15 protein-coding genes are annotated in these 19,352 nt (G+C 28.0%); 5 read left to right on the top strand and 10 right to left on the bottom strand.

The genetic code is table 11. From position 1 onward, the window contains the following. Positions 1–7: 7 nt before the first annotated feature. Positions 8–1,519 (bottom strand): ABC transporter ATP-binding protein, encoded by a 1,512-nt coding sequence (locus tag HMPREF1871_RS00600; protein ID WP_066128561.1) that lies wholly within the window; start codon positions 1,517–1,519, stop codon positions 8–10. Between the two features lie 268 nt (positions 1,520–1,787). Next, positions 1,788–2,891, bottom strand: coding sequence for a BMP family lipoprotein (locus tag HMPREF1871_RS00595; protein ID WP_066128557.1), 1,104 nt, complete (start codon positions 2,889–2,891; stop codon positions 1,788–1,790). 211 nt (positions 2,892–3,102) lie between these two features. Between HMPREF1871_RS00595 and HMPREF1871_RS00590 the strand changes: the two genes are divergently transcribed. Both HMPREF1871_RS00590 and HMPREF1871_RS00585 read left to right on the top strand, forming a co-directional pair. Continuing rightward, positions 3,103–3,924, top strand: coding sequence for a purine-nucleoside phosphorylase (locus HMPREF1871_RS00590; RefSeq protein ID WP_066128555.1), 822 nt, complete (start codon positions 3,103–3,105; stop codon positions 3,922–3,924). A 24-nt stretch (positions 3,925–3,948) separates the two neighbouring features. After that, complete coding sequence (locus HMPREF1871_RS00585) at positions 3,949–4,374, top strand: HIT family protein (protein WP_066128552.1); 426 nt, start codon at positions 3,949–3,951, stop codon at positions 4,372–4,374. Positions 4,375–4,498: 124 nt separating this feature from the next. Here the strand turns inward: HMPREF1871_RS00585 and HMPREF1871_RS00580 are convergent, their stop codons facing one another. The 5 genes from HMPREF1871_RS00580 to hrcA form a co-directional block, all read right to left on the bottom strand. Then, on the bottom strand, positions 4,499–5,521 hold the full coding sequence (locus HMPREF1871_RS00580; RefSeq protein WP_066128550.1) for a threonine aldolase family protein: 1,023 nt from the start codon (positions 5,519–5,521) through the stop codon (positions 4,499–4,501). 282 nt (positions 5,522–5,803) lie between these two features. Continuing rightward, positions 5,804–6,961 carry a molecular chaperone DnaJ gene (dnaJ, locus tag HMPREF1871_RS00575; RefSeq protein WP_066128547.1) on the bottom strand — a complete coding sequence of 386 codons (1,158 nt, stop codon included), beginning with the start codon at positions 6,959–6,961 and terminating at the stop codon, positions 5,804–5,806. A gap of 71 nt (positions 6,962–7,032) precedes the next feature. Continuing rightward, entirely contained in the window at positions 7,033–8,856 is a 1,824-nt protein-coding gene (dnaK, locus tag HMPREF1871_RS00570; RefSeq protein WP_066128544.1) for a molecular chaperone DnaK, read from the bottom strand. Further along, the gene (grpE, locus tag HMPREF1871_RS00565; protein WP_066128541.1) at positions 8,857–9,480 is read right to left on the bottom strand and encodes a nucleotide exchange factor GrpE; all 624 of its coding nucleotides are present in this window, start codon (positions 9,478–9,480) and stop codon (positions 8,857–8,859) included. Positions 9,481–9,492: 12 nt separating this feature from the next. After that, entirely contained in the window at positions 9,493–10,503 is a 1,011-nt protein-coding gene (hrcA, locus tag HMPREF1871_RS00560; protein WP_066128539.1) for a heat-inducible transcriptional repressor HrcA, read from the bottom strand. A 367-nt stretch (positions 10,504–10,870) separates the two neighbouring features. Here hrcA and def point away from each other — a divergent pair, with 367 nt between their 5' ends. From def to pgtP, 3 genes are all read left to right on the top strand, one after another. Then, positions 10,871–11,425 (top strand): peptide deformylase, encoded by a 555-nt coding sequence (gene def / locus HMPREF1871_RS00555; RefSeq protein WP_066128535.1) that lies wholly within the window; start codon positions 10,871–10,873, stop codon positions 11,423–11,425. A 294-nt stretch (positions 11,426–11,719) separates the two neighbouring features. Then, positions 11,720–13,000 carry a serine--tRNA ligase gene (gene serS, locus HMPREF1871_RS00550; RefSeq protein WP_066128533.1) on the top strand — a complete coding sequence of 427 codons (1,281 nt, stop codon included), beginning with the start codon at positions 11,720–11,722 and terminating at the stop codon, positions 12,998–13,000. Positions 13,001–13,190: 190 nt separating this feature from the next. After that, a complete protein-coding gene (gene pgtP / locus HMPREF1871_RS00545) occupies positions 13,191–14,531 on the top strand; it encodes a phosphoglycerate transporter protein PgtP (protein ID WP_066128530.1) in 1,341 nt (446 codons plus the stop codon). A 79-nt stretch (positions 14,532–14,610) separates the two neighbouring features. On the opposite strand, the gene HMPREF1871_RS00540 is transcribed toward pgtP, so the two are convergent. From HMPREF1871_RS00540 to HMPREF1871_RS00530, 3 genes are all read right to left on the bottom strand, one after another. Then, positions 14,611–17,928: a YhgE/Pip domain-containing protein gene (locus HMPREF1871_RS00540; protein ID WP_066128527.1), complete on the bottom strand. Its 3,318-nt coding sequence runs from the start codon at positions 17,926–17,928 to the stop codon at positions 14,611–14,613. 1 nt (position 17,929) lies between these two features. Then, positions 17,930–18,370, bottom strand: a complete 441-nt coding sequence (locus tag HMPREF1871_RS00535) for an RrF2 family transcriptional regulator (RefSeq protein WP_066128523.1) — start codon at positions 18,368–18,370, stop codon at positions 17,930–17,932. 263 nt (positions 18,371–18,633) lie between these two features. Continuing rightward, positions 18,634–19,352: GH25 family lysozyme (locus HMPREF1871_RS00530; protein WP_198145738.1), on the bottom strand; the 719-nt coding region annotated here is incomplete at its 5' end.

Below are 19,352 nucleotides of genomic sequence, written 5' to 3'. Positions count from 1 at the left end.
TCCCCTCCTATTTCTTTACTCCAGCCATTAATAATCCTAACTGTTCTTTTGTTACATTTTCATCATTGTCAACTACATCTATTATGTTACCATTGTGCATTACTGCTATTCTATCAGATAAAGTTAAAATTTCATCTAAATCATATGATATTAAAATTACTGAATTACCTTTATCTCTATATGAGATTAACATTTTATGTATACTATTAATAGCTCCTACATCAAGTCCTCTAGTAGGTTGGGTTGTAACCAATAATTTTGGATTGAGTTCTAAAGCTCTACCTATTATTAGTTTTTGCTGGTTACCACCACTCATACTTCTAGCTAATATTTTTTCATCTCCTGCTTTACGAACATCATACTTTTCACAAAGTTCTTTTGCAAATTTAGATATAGGTGCTTTTTTAAGAAAACCATTTTTAGAATATTTTTTTGTATAGTAATTTTCTAATACTGAATTTTCCTCTATAGTAAAGTCTAAAACTAATCCATCTTTATGTCTATCTTCAGCAATAATTTCAAGACCTAATTCTTTTCTTTTTGCTGTTTTTTCTTTTGATATTTCTCTACCATTGAAGATTATGTTTCCTTTAGTTGTTTTTAAAAGAGCATTTAATACTTCGACAAATTGTTGCTGACCATTTCCATCTACACCTGCTATACCTAAAATTTCTCTTTCATGTACATTTAAATTTAAATCATAGAGAGCATCTTTTTTTTCTTTTGTGTCGGCATAAAGATTTTTTATGTCAAGAATTATTTTTTTGCTATCTCTTGAACGTTCATAATTAATAATTTCTAAATCTTTTCCTATCATCAAGCTTGCAAGTTTTTCTTTAGTAGCATCTTTAATATCTACCGTTCCAAAATATTCTCCTCGTCTTATGATACTACATCTATCTGCTACTGCCATAATTTCATTAAGCTTGTGAGTTATTAAGAGAATTGTTTTTCCTTCAGATTTTAAATTTTTCAAGATTATCAAAAATTCTTCAATTTCTTTAGGAGTTAAAACTGCTGTAGGTTCGTCAAAAATTAAAATATCTGCATTTCTATACAACATTTTCAGTATTTCTACCCTTTGTTGCATACCTACAGTTATTTCACTTACAAGAGCATCGGGATCTACTTTTAAACCATATTTTAATGATAAGTCCAATATTTTTTTAGCAGCAGTTTTGGTATCTATTTTACCATTTTTAATTTCTTCCATACCTAGAATTATATTTTCTGTTACTGTAAAATTTTTTATAAGTTTGAAATGCTGATGAACCATTCCTATTCCAAGTTCATTAGCATGTTTTGGATCTTTTACCTCTACTTCTTTGCCATTTAATTTAATAACACCTTCTTCTTGATGATACATTCCAAAAAGAACAGACATAAGTGTAGATTTCCCTGCTCCATTTTCCCCTAATAGTGCATGAATTTCATTTCTTTTTATCTGTATTGTTATATCTTTGTTTGCGTAGAAGTCACCAAACTTTTTAGTTATGTTTAGCATTTCTATTGCATACATTTTTTTACCTCTCTATTTTTTATTTGCTTATTTAGTATAATATATTTTATTTTAAATGTATATGTTTTAATACTAATTTATTTAAAATAAATATAATTTTTATTTCAAATCCGTTCGTTAAACAGGATATTTTTATTAATAGTTAATGTTTTACAATTTTTAACATATTTTTTTCTATAAATTTTATAAATAATATTTAAATTTGATTAAAATAAAAAAGCAAAGAACAATTAGCTTTAATCTAATTATTCTTTGCTAAAGATTAATATTAAACTTCTCCGTTTACTTTGTTAAGGTCAGTTAATTCAGATCCTTCTTTTGCTACTGTTACTGATCCTGATTTTAATTCATCAATTGCTTTTTGAATTTTAGCCATTATATCTTCTGTTAAGTTAGGATTTTTTTCTGGTAGACCAACTCCATCATCTTTTATAGATAATGATTTAGCATTGTCTTTTCCACCTTTGAAATTACCTGCTTTGATGTCGTCTAATTCTTTAGTTACTGCAACATCAATACGTTTAATTGCTGAAGTTAAAATAACTGATTTTGATACTTCTTTTCCATCTTTATCTTTAGCTTTAAAGACTCCTTCATCATATTGGTCTTTATCAACACCTACAACAAAATGAGCTACTTCTCCAGTTTCTTTAACATCATTTAATGCACGTTCTTGTGCTTCTTTTATAGCACCACTTCCTGTTCCCCCTGCAGCTGCAAATATTATATCTGCTCCTTGATCATACATAGTTGATGCTAGTGTTTTTCCTTTATTTGTGTCATTAAATGAACCACTATATTGATAGAAAATTTCTATATCTTTATTTGCTTTTTTAGCTCCTTGAACAAATCCTACACCAAATTTTACAACTGGTGGTATTTTTGCTCCTCCTATAAATCCAACTTTCCCTGTTTTTGATTTTAATGCTGCTGCATATCCTGCAAGATATCCAGCTTCATTTTCATTAAAAGTAATAGAAACAACATTAGGTTGGTCAACCACGGCATCTAAAAGAATATATTTTTTATCAGGGAATTTTTGTGCTACTGTTGGTAATGTTTTTTCAAAATAAAACCCTGCAATAGAAATAATATCTCCTACTTTTGAAGCTGTTTCAAGATTAGGAACTATTTTATCTTGACTTTTAGTTTCTATAGGTTGTTTAGCTTCTCCACCATTAGCTTTAGCCCATTTTTCAACTGACTCTACGTTGCTTTGATTAAAACTTTTATCTTTCGCTCCTCCTTCATCAGTAACAACTGCTATCTTCATACCTGACTTAGAACTGTTATCTGATGATTTAGACGAACATCCAGTTAAAACTAAAACAACTGATAATGCTACCAATAAAAATGAAAATAATTTTTTCATGTGAAACTTCTCCTTTGAGTAATTTTATAACTAAATAATATCATAAAACGCTTATATTTTCAATTAAATTGCAAGCGATTTTAAAAAAATTTTTTACTTGCTTATTTTTCGATAAATTTACTTATAATACAATCCAACAAAATATTTTTTAATTTATTTTTTAAAATTTTTCTGTTATAATTTCCTTAATAAGATGAAAAAAGGAGGTACTATGACTTACTACAACAAAATAATTGAAGCTACATCCTTTATTGAAAATTTTGTAAAAGAGAATATTGATTATGCTATTGTCTTGGGTAGTGGAATAAAATTAGAATTAGAAAATCAAAAAGAACTTAGTTACTTTGATATTCCTAACTTCCCTATAAGAAAAAATTATTCTACTGTAAAAGGACATTCAAACAAAATTACTTTTGGTCGTATAAAAAATAAAAATATAATGATTTTTAATGGGCGACTTCACTATTATGAAGGATATAGTATGAAAGATGTTACCTTTTTTGTTTACATTTGTAAATTTTTAAAAGTTAAAGGTCTTTTTATAACTAATGCGTGTGGAGCTATTAACGAAAACTTTAGCGAAGGAGATATAATTTATCTTGATGATTTTATTTCTCTTGTTTCAAATAATCCTTTAATAGGAGAAAATGATTTGCGACTTGGTGAAAGATTTGTTGATATGACTACTCCTTTTAGTGAAAAAATAAATTCTACACTTTTAAAATCAGCTAAAGATTTAAACATTTCCTTAAAAAAAGGAGTTTATGGATTTTTTATGGGGCCTTATTTTGAAACACGTGCTGAAATAAGAGCATTTAAAACCTTAGGTTGCGGCTTAGTAGGAATGTCAACAGTTCCCGAAGTTATAGCTGCAAATCATGCAAAACTCGAAGTGAGTGTCTTATCTTGTGTTACTAATATGGCAACTGGAATTCAAAATAAAAAACACAACCATGAGCACGTATTAAATGTGGCTAACTCTATTAGTCATAATTTAAAAAATTTATTGTTAAAAACATTAGAAAATTTATAATAAATATAATAGGAGTTTATAATTATGGAAAAAACTATTTTTGAAAAAGTATTAGATAAAGAAATCCCTAGCTACAAAATTTATGAAGATGATAATGTATATGCGTTTTTAGATGTATTTCCTATAGCTAAAGGACATACTTTGATTATACCAAAAAAACATTGTAGAAATATTTTTGATTGTGATGAAGAAACAGCAGCTAATTTAGGTAAATCACTTCCTAAAATAGCAAATGCTGTTAAAAAAGCATTTAATGCTGATGGTATAAATATTTTTCAAAATAATGAAGAATATGCAGGACAAAGTGTTTTCCACTTACACTTCCATGTAGTACCTAGATACAAAGATACTAGTGCTAATTTTGATAATTTAGAAGTTAAATGGCCACCACAAAAACTTAGTGAAAAAGATTTTCTAGAAATTCAAGAAAATATAACAAAAAACTTATAAGATATATTAATATAATTTTAAAATCAGCATTTATAAAAATTAAAAACCAGTTAGATTGTTTTAACTGGTTTTTTATAATTTTTTTATTCTTTTTTATCACGATACTATTAAACTTAATAAAAAATTAGAAAAATGTAAGAAGTTTTTCAACATCTTGTTGTTTTGTATACCATGAAGTTACTAATCTTATTACTGAATGTTCTTTATCATATTTTTCCCAATATGTATATTTTACATATTTAGAAATTTCTTTTAGTTTTTCATCTTTAACTATTGGAAATAGTTGATTTGTTGGTGATTGAAAAGCAAAATTATACCCTTTAGATATTAAGCCTTCTCTTAAAATTTTAGCCATTTCGATAGCTTGGGTACTAATTTTCATATATAAATCATCTGTAAATAAAGTGTCAAAACTTATTCCAAGAAGTCTACTTTTTGCAAGTAATGCTCCATGTCCTTTTATAAACTGTCTAAAGTATTTTTCTTCTTTTTTAGTAAATACTACAGCTTCCCCAAATAAAGCCCCCACTTTAGCTCCACCAATATAAAAACAACTGCAATATTTAGCTATATCTTCTAAAGATAAATCATTTTCTTCACAAGCAAGTGCATAGCCTAATCTTGCTCCATCCAAAAAAATTGGTATATCATAATTTGAACAAATATCATAAATTTCTTTAATTTCTTCTTTTGTGTATAATGTTCCATATTCTGTAGGATGAGTTAAATACACAGTACCCGGTTTTACATAATGATAATTACTTTTGTCATTATAAAAGTCTAGTAGATATTTTCTCAAATCATTAGGAACTAATTTTCCTTCTTTATTTTTTATTGTTATTACCTTATGCCCTGTATATTCAATTGCTCCTGCTTCGTGAGTAGCAATATGTCCACAATCTGTAGATATTACACCTTCATAAGTTTTTAATAAATAATCTATTGATACTGCATTTGTTTGTGTCCCTGCAGAAATAAGATATACATCACCATTTTTAATATTACATTTTTTTAAAATCTTTTCTTTTGCTGACATTGTATATTTATCAAAGCCATATGAATCAAGATATTCATCATTTGTTTTCACTATTGCTTCTAAAACTTCTTTACATGCCCCTTTAGCATAATCACTTTCAAAATGTAACATCATACCACTCCTTAAAAAAAATATATAATCACTTAATTATATCAATTTTTTTATTAAAAATCTACATTATTTTTTGTATTATAGCTGACTTATAGAGATATTCTTATAATTTTTTTATTAAATTTATATAAAATTATTTTTTAATTTTAATATATTTTTTAGTGATTGTACTTTTAAATATTTTTCTTTGTATTTTTTAGATATTTTTTTCTGCTTCTTTTTTAAATTATTTAATTTGATTTTTAGACCTAAAAAAAGAGATATTTATAAAAATATCTCTTTTTATAATTCATCTAATTTTTCGTTTATTTTTCTCTTTGCTTTTTTGAAAAACCCTTCTTCGCTAGAACATTTTTCTCCTCTTATTTTCGCTAGTTCAGAATATAGTTCTTTTTCTTTAGATGTTAAATTTTTAGGTATTTTTATGGATACTATTATGTAATGATCTCCCATTCCATAACCCATAACGTTTTTTACACCTTTTCCTGATAGTTTGAATTTTCTTCCATGTTGTGTTCCAGCTGGTATGTTTAGTTCTATTTCTCCAGTTAAGGTTCTTACATCTACTTTTGCACCTAATACTGCTTGTGCTGGTGAAATTTCTAATTTTGTATAAATGTCATCTCCTTCTCTGTGGAAATAACTATCAGCTTCTACATGAACTTCTACAAACAAGTCCCCTGCTGGTCCACCATTTAAACCAAAGCCACCTTTACCTTGTAGTCTTACTCGTTGTCCTGATTTGATTCCTGCTGGGATGTCTATTTCATATTCTACTCTCTTATTATTATATCCTTTTCCAAAACAGTGAGAGCATTTATTTTTTATAGATTTACCACGACCATTACATACCGAACAAGTTCTTTGGCTTTGTACTTGTCCAAAAACACTTTGTTGAACAAATGTTTCTACTCCACTACCATGACAATTTCTACATGTTTCTACGTCTGAAGAGCTTTTTGCACCAGTTCCTGAACATTTATCACATTTTACATCTTTTTGAATTTTTATAGTTTTTTTAGCTCCAAATACAGATTCTTTAAAACTTATATTGATTTTATGTAATAAATCTTCTCCTTGTCGAGGACCATTTTGATTTCTTCTTCGATTTCCTCCTCCAAAAAAGCTAGAGAATATATCTCCTAAATCATCAAAATCTGCTCCACTAAAGCCACCACTAAAGCCACTGAAGCCTCCACCGAAACCTCCTTGCCCTCCTTCAAATGCACTGTGACCAAATTGGTCATATTGGGCTTTTTTATTTTCATCACTTAATACTTCATAGGCTTCTGTTATTTCTTTGAATTTTTTATCAGCTCCAGGTTCTTTGTTGATGTCGGGGTGATATTTTTTTGATAATTTTCTATATGCTTTTTTTATTTCTTGAGGCGTTGCGTTTTTATTTATTCCTAATACCTCATAATAATCTTTTTTTGCCATATCTACCTCGTTATTATTTTAAGGGAGTATGTTATATACTCCCTTATATTTTATTTTTCTTTTTTATTTTCTTATTTTTTTTCTGTGAAATCTGCGTCTACTACATCATCATTATTATTATTTTTATCTGATGGTTTTTCTTCGTTAGCTGGTTTTGCTTTAGCTTGTGCTTGTTCATATAATTTCATTGTCATTTCTTGAACTGCTTTTTGTAATTCTTCTTTTGCTGATTTCATTTTTTCTATATCATTATTTTTTATTGCTTCTTTTAATTTATCATTTTTTTCTTTTATAGAATCTAATAAGCTTTGGTCTACTTTGTCTTTTCCATCTTCTAATGCTTTATCTGCTTGGAATGAAAGTTGATCTGCTTCATTTCTTATATCTGCTTCTTCTTTTCGTTTTGAATCGGCTTCTGCATTTTGTTCTGCTTCTTTTACCATTCTATCAATGTCTTCTTCTGAAAGTGATGAACTTGATTCTATTGTTATTTTTTGTTGTTTTTGTGTTCCTAAATCTTTAGCTGTTACATTTACGATACCATTTTTATCTATGTCAAATGTTACTTCGATTTGTGGAACTCCTCTTGGTGCTGGTGGTATATCAGTTAATTGGAATCTTCCAAGAGTTTTGTTATCACTTGCCATTGGTCTTTCACCTTGAAGTACGTGAATGTCTACTGCTGGTTGATTGTCTGCTGCTGTAGAGAATACTTGTGATTTAGATGTTGGTATAGTTGTGTTTCTTGGTATCAACACTGTCATTACTGATCCCATTGTTTCAATACCTAGTGATAATGGTGTTACATCTAGTAATACTACATCTTTTACATCACCTGTTATAACTCCACCTTGAATTGCAGCTCCCATTGCTACTACTTCATCAGGGTTAACTCCTTTATGAGGTTCTTTACCCATTTCTTTTTTAATTGCTTCTTGAACAGCTGGAATACGTGTTGAACCACCAACTAAAATTACTTGGTCTATTTCACTTGGATTTAATCCTGCATCTTTTAGTGCTTGTCTTGTTGGAGTTAATGTTCTTTCTACTAATGAACGTGTAAGTTCATCAAATTTAGCTCTTGTTAATGTGTTTTCAAGGTGTACAGGTCCATTTGCTCCTGCTGAAATGAATGGTAATGATATTTGTGTTGATGTTACACCAGATAAATCTTTTTTAGCTTTTTCTGCTGCATCTTTTAATCTTTGCATTGCCATTTTATCTTTAGATAAATCAATTCCTTGTTCTTTTTTGAATTCTGCTACTAAATAATCTATAATAGCTTTGTCAAAGTCATCTCCACCTAATAAGTTATCTCCTGATGTAGCTAATACTTCAAATACTCCATCACCTAGTTCTAGTATTGATACATCAAATGTTCCTCCACCAAGGTCAAATACTAATATTTTTTGATCTACATCTGTTTTTTCTAAACCATAAGCTAATGCTGCTGCTGTAGGTTCATTTATAATTCTTTCTACTTCTAAACCTGCAATTTTACCTGCATCTTTTGTTGCTTGACGTTGTGAATCATTAAAGTACGCTGGTACTGTTATAACTGCTTTAGTTACTTTTTCTCCTAAATAACTTTCTGCTGTTGCTTTTAAGTTTTGTAATATCATTGCTGATATTTCTTGTGGTGAATATTCTTTTCCATTTACTTTTTCTTTATAATCTGTACCCATGTGACGTTTAATTGAAATAACTGTGTTTGGATTAGTTATTGCTTGACGTTTTGCTACTTCTCCTACTTGAATTTCTTCACCTTTAAATGCTACTACTGATGGAGTTGTTCTATTTCCTTCTGGATTTGGAATTACTTTTGCTTCTCCACCTTCTAAAACTGCTACACATGAATTAGTTGTTCCTAAATCAATTCCTATTATTTTTGACATCTATTTTTCCTCCGTTACGTTTACTTTTACCATCGCTGGTCTAATTACTCTATCTTTTAGCTTATAGCCTTTTTGGAAAGTTTCTAATATAGTATTAGATTCTTTTTCTTTATTTTCTTCTTTTAATACTGCCTGATGGTAGTTAGGATCAAATTCTTGACCTGTAGGATTTATTACCTCAACACCTTCTTCTGATAGTGCGTGCATAACTCCTTCACATACCATTTTGACTCCTTTTATTATTTGAGAATTTTCATCATTTTCTTTAACACTAGAAATTGCTCTTTCTAAATTATCTATACTTGGAATAAGTTTAGATATTATATCTTGACTTTTATATTTGTTATTAGTTGCAATTTCTTGGTTCTTTCTTTTTTTGAAATTTTCAAATTCTGCATAAAGTCTTAAATATTTGTCTTCAGACATTTTTAAGTCTTCTTCAAGTTTTAAAACTTTTGCTTCTAATATTTGTTCAATAGTTTGTTCTTCTTTTTTATCTTCTTCTGATTTTTCTAAACCTTTTTTATTTTCTTTTTTTTCTTCTTCTGAGTTTAGTTTTTCAGATTTTTCTTTGTTTTCTATATCACCATGATTTTCTTTTATATTATTTTTTTCAACAGGCATTTTTACCTCCTATTATTCTTTTAAATTATTATTCAAGTTATCTTTTACGCAATTTATAAGTGTCATAACCTTTTTATAATTCATTCTTTTAGGTCCAAAGACTGCAATGACTCCTTCTCCTTTATCACTAAAAAATTTACTAGTTACCAAGGATAAATCATTCATTTTTTTATTATCAAGTTCTTTTCCTATTTTGACTTTAGTTCCTGATAGTTTAGAGTTATCGTCTATTAAATCAATGATATTATCTTCTTCAAAAAGTGTCATTACTTCTTTTAGCTTATCTAAATTGTTTATATCTGGTTTTTTTAATAAATTATACTTACCTCCAAGTGCTATCGTTTTTTTTATTTTATTATTTAACAACCGTGTTAGGGCAATCAGTATCATATCATAATTATCTATTCTTTCTTTAAGGTATTTCTCTATTTCCTTATGTAAAAGAACATGTGCTGTTGCCATATCTACATCATAGAAATAAGTTTTTAAAAGTTTGTTAACTTCTTCTATTTCTTCTTGAGTAAAATCTGCTTGCATCTTATAGTTTTGTTGATGAACTTCTCCTGTGTTTGTTATCAAAATAACAAGGATACTTCTACTACTTAATAATATAACCTCTATTTTATTTATTCTTTTATCTGTTTTAGTCGGTGCTAATATAACTGCTGTACAATCAGTTAGATTAGATAAAACAATAGCATTTTTTTCTAAAAATTTCTTTTCAGAATAAACTTTTTCTTTTAAAATAGATTTTAATACTTTTTCATCTTCTGCAGATATATCATAACTTGTATTGATATAATCTACATAATATCTATAACCACATTCAGATGGTATTCTTCCCGATGATGTATGAGTTTTTGTTATAAGACCTTCCTTTTCTAGTTTTGCCATATCATTTCTTATTGTAGCCGAACTATAATCAAGAGTCTTTGCTATCTCTTTAGAGCCTATCGGTTGATTAGTATTAATAAAATTTTCTACTATCATTTGAAGTATAAGTACTTGCCTTTTTAATAACATGTAATCACCTTCTCATTTATGATTAGCACTTTAACACCTTGAGTGCTAACTCACATTTATTATATTAACATCATAGTCAAATTATGTCAATACTTTTTTAAAGAAAATTTTGACTTTTTTTGACATTTCTTTCTACCTCACTATAAAGGGCTTATAGCCATATTTATTTTAAAAAATATTAAATACTTTTTTCTCATGTTATACAAATATTTAATATTAAATTAAAATAAGTCTAATGTAAATTTATAATTAATATATAAATTTACAAATAAAATTAATTGATTTTTAACAAAATATATCTTAATATATATAAGATATGATGTATATGAAAATAAAAAATTTTAATTAATTATAAGGGAGAAAAAAATTGATAACAACAAAAAATATAATATTAGACCCACACAAAACACTAAGAACTCGTTCTAAAGAAGTAGAAGCACCTATTTCAGATAAAGACAAAAAAATATTAAGAAGCCTTATGGAATATGTCAAAGCTTCTCAAGACGAAGAACTTTGTAAAAAATATGATTTAAAACCAGGAATAGGTTTGGCTGCTCCTCAAATAAATGTAGGAAAAAGAATGATAGCAGTTCACATACCTGATAGTGAAAATCCTAAAAACACCGTATCTTATGCACTATATAATCCAAAAATAATTTCTCACTCTGCAACAAAATCATATTTAGCAACTGGAGAAGGTTGCTTATCTGTTGCTAAAGAAATTAAAGGATATGTTCCAAGATATTCAAGAATAAAAGTAGTAGGATATGACGAAAATAATGAAAAAATAACACTTAGACTTGACGGATTACCTGCAATATGTTTCCAACATGAAATAGATCATATAAATGGAGTTTTATTCTATGATCACATAAATAAAGAAAATCCTTTTGATGTTCCAGATGACTATGAAAAACTTTAAAATAAATCTTGACAAATATTTAAAACAAAGTTAAAATATTAAAAAATTAAATATTTATTTGATATAGACATATTTTAAAAAATAAAATTTTAGAGAGAGTATATTTGGTGAAATTACTTATTTTATTTTTAAAATTCTACTATTTTTTCTATAAATTAATAGAAATCAAATACATTAACTTTTGTGTAAAAAAGTAAAGAGCTTATGCTAAAATTTGGGTGGAACCACGAATTATTATCGTCCCTTACGTTAATCGTAAGGGGCTTTTTTTTATTATTTAAGGAGGATATAATCATGCTAAACATAAAATTAATAAGACTTCAACCGGATATGGTAAAAGAAAAAATCTCTAAACGTGGAGATGATACAACAGTAGTTGATACTATTTTAGAATTAGATAAAAAAAGAAGAGCAATCTTAGTAAAAGTAGAAGATTTAAAAGCATTAAGAAACAAAAAAAGTGAAGAAATAGGAATATTAAAACGTAAAAAAGCTGATGCTACAGAGAGAATAAAAGAAATGAAAAAAGTTTCTGATGAAATAACTACACTAGACCTAGAAGTAAAAAAAATTGACGAAAAACTTCATGATATAGTATGTAGAATTCCTAACTTAGTTTCTGATGAAACTCCTAGTGGAGAAGATGAAAGTGAAAATATAGAAGTAAGACGAATAGGAAAAATAAAAGAAACTAGCTTCAAGAAAAAACCACACTGGGATTTAGTTGAAGAATTAGATATTGTAGACTTTGAGAGAGCTGCAAAAGTAACAGGTAGTAGATTTTTATTCTATAAAAACGCTGGAGCATTACTTGAAAGAGCATTAATTAATTTTATGATAGATACTCATGTTTTAGAACATGGATACCAAGAAATGATGGTTCCTCAAGTTGTCAATAGAAATTCTCTTTATGGAACTGGACAATTCCCTAAATTTTTAGAAGATGTATATACAGTAGAACAAGAAGGATTTACCTTAATTCCTACAGCAGAAGTTCCTCTTACAAACTACCATGCAAATGAAATTTTAGATGAAGATGAATTGCCAAAAGGACTTACTGCATTTAGTGTATGCTTCCGCTCAGAAGCAGGAAGTGCAGGACGTGATACTAGAGGGCTTATAAGATTACATCAATTTGACAAAGTAGAAATGGTTAGATTTTCTAAACCAGAAGATTCTTACGAACAACTTGAGCTAATGACCTCTCATGCTGAAAATATTCTTAAAAAACTAAAATTACCATATAGAGTAATTACCTTATGTACAGGAGATACTGGTTTCTCTAGTGCTAAAACATATGACCTTGAAGTTTGGTTACCTAGCTACAATGCATATAAAGAAATAAGTTCTTGTTCTAACTGCACTGATTTCCAAGCTAGAAGAGCAAATATAAAATTCAGAAGAAAAGATACTGGAAAAATAGAATATGTACATACATTAAATGGATCTGGACTAGCTATAGGAAGAACAGTAGCTGCAATAATAGAAAATTATCAAAACGAAGATGGATCTATTGAAATTCCTGAAGTTTTACGTCCATATATGAGAAATATGAAAAAAATAGAAAAAATATAATTAATAAATGTAAATTTTATGAGAATATAATGAAAAAGAAGAAAAAAATTGTCTATTTTTCTTCTTTTTTTCTTTTGTAAGAAAATACCTTACTAAATATGTCGGATTTTTTCCATTAATTTTCAAAAATATATACAAGCGTTTTAATTTGTTATACAATGCAGTTAATAAAGATAAAGGAGGAAATAAAATGTTTTCATTTTTAAAAGCATCTGCTCCTAAACCAAGAATGGCAGCAGAAAAAGTAGATGCTTACTATAAAAGATTAAGATGGCAAGTCTTTAGTGGTGTATTTATAGGATATGCGGCATACTATCTAATTAGAAAAAACTTTTCATTAGCAATGCCACACTTAATTCAAGAATATGGATTTACAAAAGCACAACTAGGTACAGTTTCATTAGCACTTTCACTTGCTTATGGAATTAGTAAATTTGTAATGGGAAATGTTTCTGATAGAAGTAATCCTAAATACTTTATAACAATTGGGCTTGTGTCATCAGCAATTGTCAGCTTAATATTTGGTCTTGTACCTGGTGTTTTAGCGTCAATTCCAACAATGATAGTTCTATCAGCACTTAATGGATGGTTTCAAGGTATGGGATACCCACCTGGAGCTAAAACTATGACTAACTGGTTCTCTACATCAGAACGTGGTGTTTGGTGGAGTTTTTGGAACGTTTCACATAACCTAGGAGGAGGGTTAATAGGACCACTTGCCCTTGTAGGTATAGCAATATTTGGAACTTGGAGATCATTATTTTATTTACCAGCAATTATAGCAATTATTCTTGCAGTTATAATGTTCTTCTTAATGAGAGATACTCCAGAATCTGAAGGATTACCACCTGTTGATGAATATAAAGGAGAAAAAGTTGTGCAAAAGGTCGAATCAGCACATACACTTTCTTCTAAAGATATTTTCTTAAAATACATAATCAATAATAAATTCCTTTGGTCTATTGCAATAGCTAACATTTTCGTTTACTTTATACGTTATGGAATTATAGACTGGGCACCAACATATCTAAAAGAAGTAAAACACTTCACTGTTGATAAACAAAGCTGGGCTTACTTCTTATATGAATATGCAGGAATTTTTGGAATGTTAGCAAGTGGTTTCTTAAGTGATAAAGTATTTAAAGGACACCGTGCTCCGCCAATGTTATTATTCTTATGTGGAGTTTTAATTGCAATATTTGTTTACTGGAAAAACCCTCCAGGTAATCCAATTGTTGATAATCTTTGCCTTGTAGCTATAGGATTCTTAATTTACGGTCCTGTTATGATGATTGGACTTCAAGCTGCAGACTTAGTACCTAGAGTTGCTACTGGTACTGCAACAGGTCTTACAGGATTATTTGGTTATCTACTAGGTTCTGCAAGTGCAGGAACTGTTATGGGATTCTTAGTTGATAACTTTGGATGGAATGGTGGATTTATGGCTCTTATAGGATCATGTATTTTAGCATTCATATTCATTGGATTTACACTATTCAAAAAAACATCTAAACAATTAGAAGAAAAATAATAAAAACAAAATATAAATGATTTTAATATAAAAAAAAGAGAAACTTAATTAAATTTCTCTTTTTTTTTATTTTTTTCTATTAATCTATCATTCTCATTCTTAAATAACTTTGTTTTACTTTTTTTATTGATAAATATCCCCAAAGGGCTAATATGAATATTATAGTTATTGATAAAAATACCATCAATTCTTTTATTATTGACCCTCCAATTGAAATACTTGTTCTTAATCCTCTAATTCCATAACTCATAGGTAAATATGGATAAATTGTTTGGAAAAATTTATTTGAAAGAACTAATGGATATGTTCCACCACTTCCTGATAATTGTAAAATCAAGAAAATTAACATTAAGAATGCTCCAATTTTTGCTAATACAATGTTAAAGAATGTTACCATTGACATATAGGCTATTGCCTCTGCTAAAATTAACAAATAAGTTCTTGTAGGATTTACTGGAGCAAGTCCCAGACAATTTGTTAAAATTAGATAAAGAATTGTCGCTTCTAAAAATCCTATAGCAAAAACTACTGATAATTTACTTATTACCCATGATATAGATGTTTTAGGTTTTCTTGCTGGTGTAAATGCATCGTACATTACATTAGTTGAAATAGCTCCTATAAACAATGCTACAGAAATCATATAAGGTGCCATGGCTGTTCCGTTATTATCTACTAAATCATTATCACTATGATTTAATTCTACTGGATTTGATATATGTTTAGAATTATCTTCATTAGTATTTACTTTTGATATTTTTTCAGCTCCATCTGTTAATTTATCACTTAATGTTTGTAATCCATTTTTTTCTTCATGTAGACCATTAACTATTTTTTCTTCTCCATCTGACAATTTAAATGCACCTGTAGATATTTTATTTGCCCCTTCTGATAATTTACTAGAAGAATCAAGAAGTAAGCCACCATTTTCTACTAATTTATCACTTCCATTTTTCAAAGTGTCTATTCCTTTTAAAAAGTCAGGAAGTTTTTCTTTTACTTCTGTTATTCCAGATGATAATTTATCCGTTCCATTTATTAAATTTTGTGAATTATCATTTAGAGTAGAACTTCCTAATGATAGTTTATTCATTACTTTTGTGAAAGTAGGAATTTTATTATTTAATTTTTCTAATCCAATATATAAATCATTTGCACCATTATTCAATTTTGTTGAATTTTGTGATAATAATTTTGCCCCCTCTGACAATTTATTTATTCCAAACTCTAATTTAGGTAATTTACTTCTTAATGTAGTTATACCTTGAACTAATGATTGGGAACCTGTATTTAATTTATCAGAATAATTGGATAACTCTTTTGTTCCTATAAATAATTTTTCTATTCCTTTTGAGAAAGAAGAAGTTTTATCTTTTAATTTTAAAATGCCTTCTTCTAAGCCTTTTGCTCCACTGATAAGAGTATTATTTTTAGAAATTAATTCCTTACTTCCATTTGTTAATTCTTTTGAACCCTCAGTTATTTTATCTATTCCATTACATAATTCTGGAATTTTATTTGATAATTCGCTGCAGCCTGTTGCAAGTTCATTAACTGCCGGTTTACAGAATGTAGAAATATTATATATTCCTTCTACAGTTTTTGTAAGTGCTGGTGTTGCGTTTGATTTTGCATATGATAAATTTTTAGTTTGCTGTGATAATTTTGGTAATGAATTAAAAATTGGTTTTATACTTTCTAAATCGCTGTTTATACTTTGTAAATTAGTGTTCATATTTGATAAAATTTCTAAATATTTAGATTTATCATCATTTTTTGCTTCTTTATTTAGAGATTCTAATAATTTTGCTTTTTCTTCTTTGGATAGAGATACACCACTATTTTCTATTGCTTCTTCATATTTATTTTTTTTAGGTGTATCTGTTTTAATAGCTGTATTTAAATCGTTTATATCTTTAGATAATTGTTCTAGAGATTTGTTTAAGTCTGATAATTTATTTTCATCTACTTTACTAATGTTAGTAGAAACGAAATTTAAATATAAATCTATATTGTTTATATAACTTTCTAGTTGTGTTTTTTCATCTGCATTCATTTCTATTTTAGATAATTCTCTAGAAATAGCATTTGCTCCATCATCTAATTGTTTTATTTTATTAGGAAGCGTATTTGTTTGATTTTTTAATAAATTTAAATTATTTTCTAATTTTTTATTTCCTAAATAAATTTTTTCACTTCCTTGGGTATATTTTTCAATACCTTGATCCAGCATTATGCTTCCTTCGGATAAGTTGGCTACCCCCGTTTCTAAAAGTGGCATTTTACTATTAAAGGTTTCTAGTCCATTTTTTATTTTTCCTACATTAGCAGTATAATCGTTTATACCATAATTTAGTTGTTTTGAACCATCAAGTAACGAATCGACTCCTCCAGATAGTTTTGGTAAACTTTCTTTTAAATTATTTATACCTGAATATACATTTGAAACACCTTCAGTATATGTGTTTAGCCCTTTTGATAATTTTTTAGAACCTTCTTTTAATTCTTTTGTTCCTTTTTCTAATTCTGGTAAATTTTCATTAATTTTTTTTATACCAAAATCTAATTTTCCTACGCCGTTTGTATAGTCAACTATTCCGTTTTTTAAATCTATTCCTCCCATATCTAATCTAGAGATGCCTTCGTATAGATTGTTAGCTCCTCCAGATAATTTCCCAATTCCGGTGTTTATCTCGTAAGTTCCATAAATATATTTAGATAGTCCTTGACTAAATTTTTCAGTGCCATTAACAAAAGTTAATGAGCTTGTTGCTAATTTATCTAAATTTTCTTTTATTTCTTCGCTTCCATTATATAGCTTATCTGTTCCTGTTAATAATTTATCAGAACCGTCACTAGCTGTTTTCATTCCGTCATGTATTTCACCAAATTTTTCCAGTAATACTTTGGTATAAATTTCAGTTACATTTTCACTTATTTTACTGCGAATTTCATTAATTGCAGAAGTACTCATTTTAGATGCGATATAATTATGTCCTTTTGAGGTTTCATAATTAATAATCATCTCTTTGGGCTGTTTTTCAGTTAATGTTGTAGCATTTTTTGAAAAATCTTCCGGTATAGTCATTACCATGTAATATTCACCGTTATTTAGTCCTTTTTTTGCTTCTTTTTGTGAAACAAATCTAAAATCAAGATTTTTTCCGTCTTTTAATTGCTCTACTAAATCGTCTCCTACATTAAATTCTTTGTCTTCATATAAAACTGGATTATCTAAATTTACTACTGCTACTGGTAATTTTTCTAATTTTCCATAAGGATCCCACATAGAACTTAGAAAAATAGAAACATATAACGTTGGTATAATTACTAACGCTACAAATACTAAGTACATAAACTTATTTTTAAATAATCTTTTCCATTCTTCTCTAAACATTTTATTTCCTTTCTACTTTATCAATTATTCCTAAAAGTCTAGATAGTGGATAACTATCTAATTTTTTTAAGAAGAGTTCCTCTCCTTCTTTTATGACTTTCATTATATCCATTTCACGAGAAACTATTTTCTTTTTATCATTAAACACTCTTTCGGCTAGATTTGATAAATTTAAAAATTCTCCTCTACCCTCAATAGCATTATATACATCAAGCATCGATATTTCTGATAAATCTCTTGCTAATGAAAATCCTCCATCTTTACTAACATCAGAACTTATTAAGTTTTCAACTACTAATTTTCTTAAAATTTTTTTTAAATAAGAATCTGACACTTCTAATCTTTCACTTATTTTTTTACTTTTAATTGGTGTATATTTTTTTTCTAATTCTAGTAATAACAGTACACATACTGCTTGTTCCATACTTTTTTTTAATTTCACTTTTTCCACCTCTAATATTTTTACCTAGATATTATATATCTATAGATATGCGTTGTCAACAGAAAAGATTGTTTCTTTTTATTTCTTTTTTATTTTTTTAATCTGGTTTTTTTCTCTAAATCTTTTATTATCATGTATTGTACAAGACTTTTTTACATAATAAAAATATCAGATTTACATTTTAAACATAAATCTGATATCTAGAATTTTTTTATTAAATTTATTTTTAAATATCACTTATAGGTAGTTTTAATGAGCTACTCCTATCTCCAATTATTGTATCCACTATTTTTTATAATAGAAGGATAGTCTATAAATGATACATTAAGGTCCACTCTTGTAGAAATTCCTCCTACGCTTCCATTAGATGTATATTGATGTATTCCATAGCCACTTCCTTGGTAACTACTTGAATCACCTGTCCAGTGTGCTACCCAGCGTGTGTATTTGTCAAGGTCGCTTGACATACTATCAAACCAGCTTCTAGATGCATAAACTCCTGCAAAATATCCTCTTCTTTGATACTCTTCTACATGTATTTTTATTATTTTTTCTCTTCCTGACCATGTATTAGCCATGTATTGAGAACCTTGATTCTGTTTCCAATAGTCTGCATCTTCCATATCTATAAATATTGGATATTCGGGTTTATAACCACTGATTGCATTTAAAAACATATTCGCTTCATCTATTGCATTTTGTTCATTTAGTGCATATGAATACCAATAAAAACCAAATGGTATGCCTTCTCTTAGAGCATTATCTGCATATTCTCTCCATCTTACATCTTCTCTTACAGTACCAAAACCTACTCTTATTATTACTCCATCTACTTCATTTTTTAATTTAGAAAAATCTATATATCCGTTATGTTCGCTTATATCAGCAAGTTTTTTCCCTGCATGAGAAAATTTTCCTTCTGAATAGTTATTTACCCATGCTCCATCGCTACCTACATAATATCCATCTGGTGTGGTTGTGT

The sequence above is a fragment of the Gemelliphila asaccharolytica genome, from assembly GCF_001553005.1.
GTDB lineage: Bacteria > Bacillota > Bacilli > Staphylococcales > Gemellaceae > Gemelliphila > Gemelliphila asaccharolytica.
The sequence above is the reverse complement of the archived record's forward strand: the minus strand, read 5'-3'. Positions and strand labels throughout refer to the sequence as shown.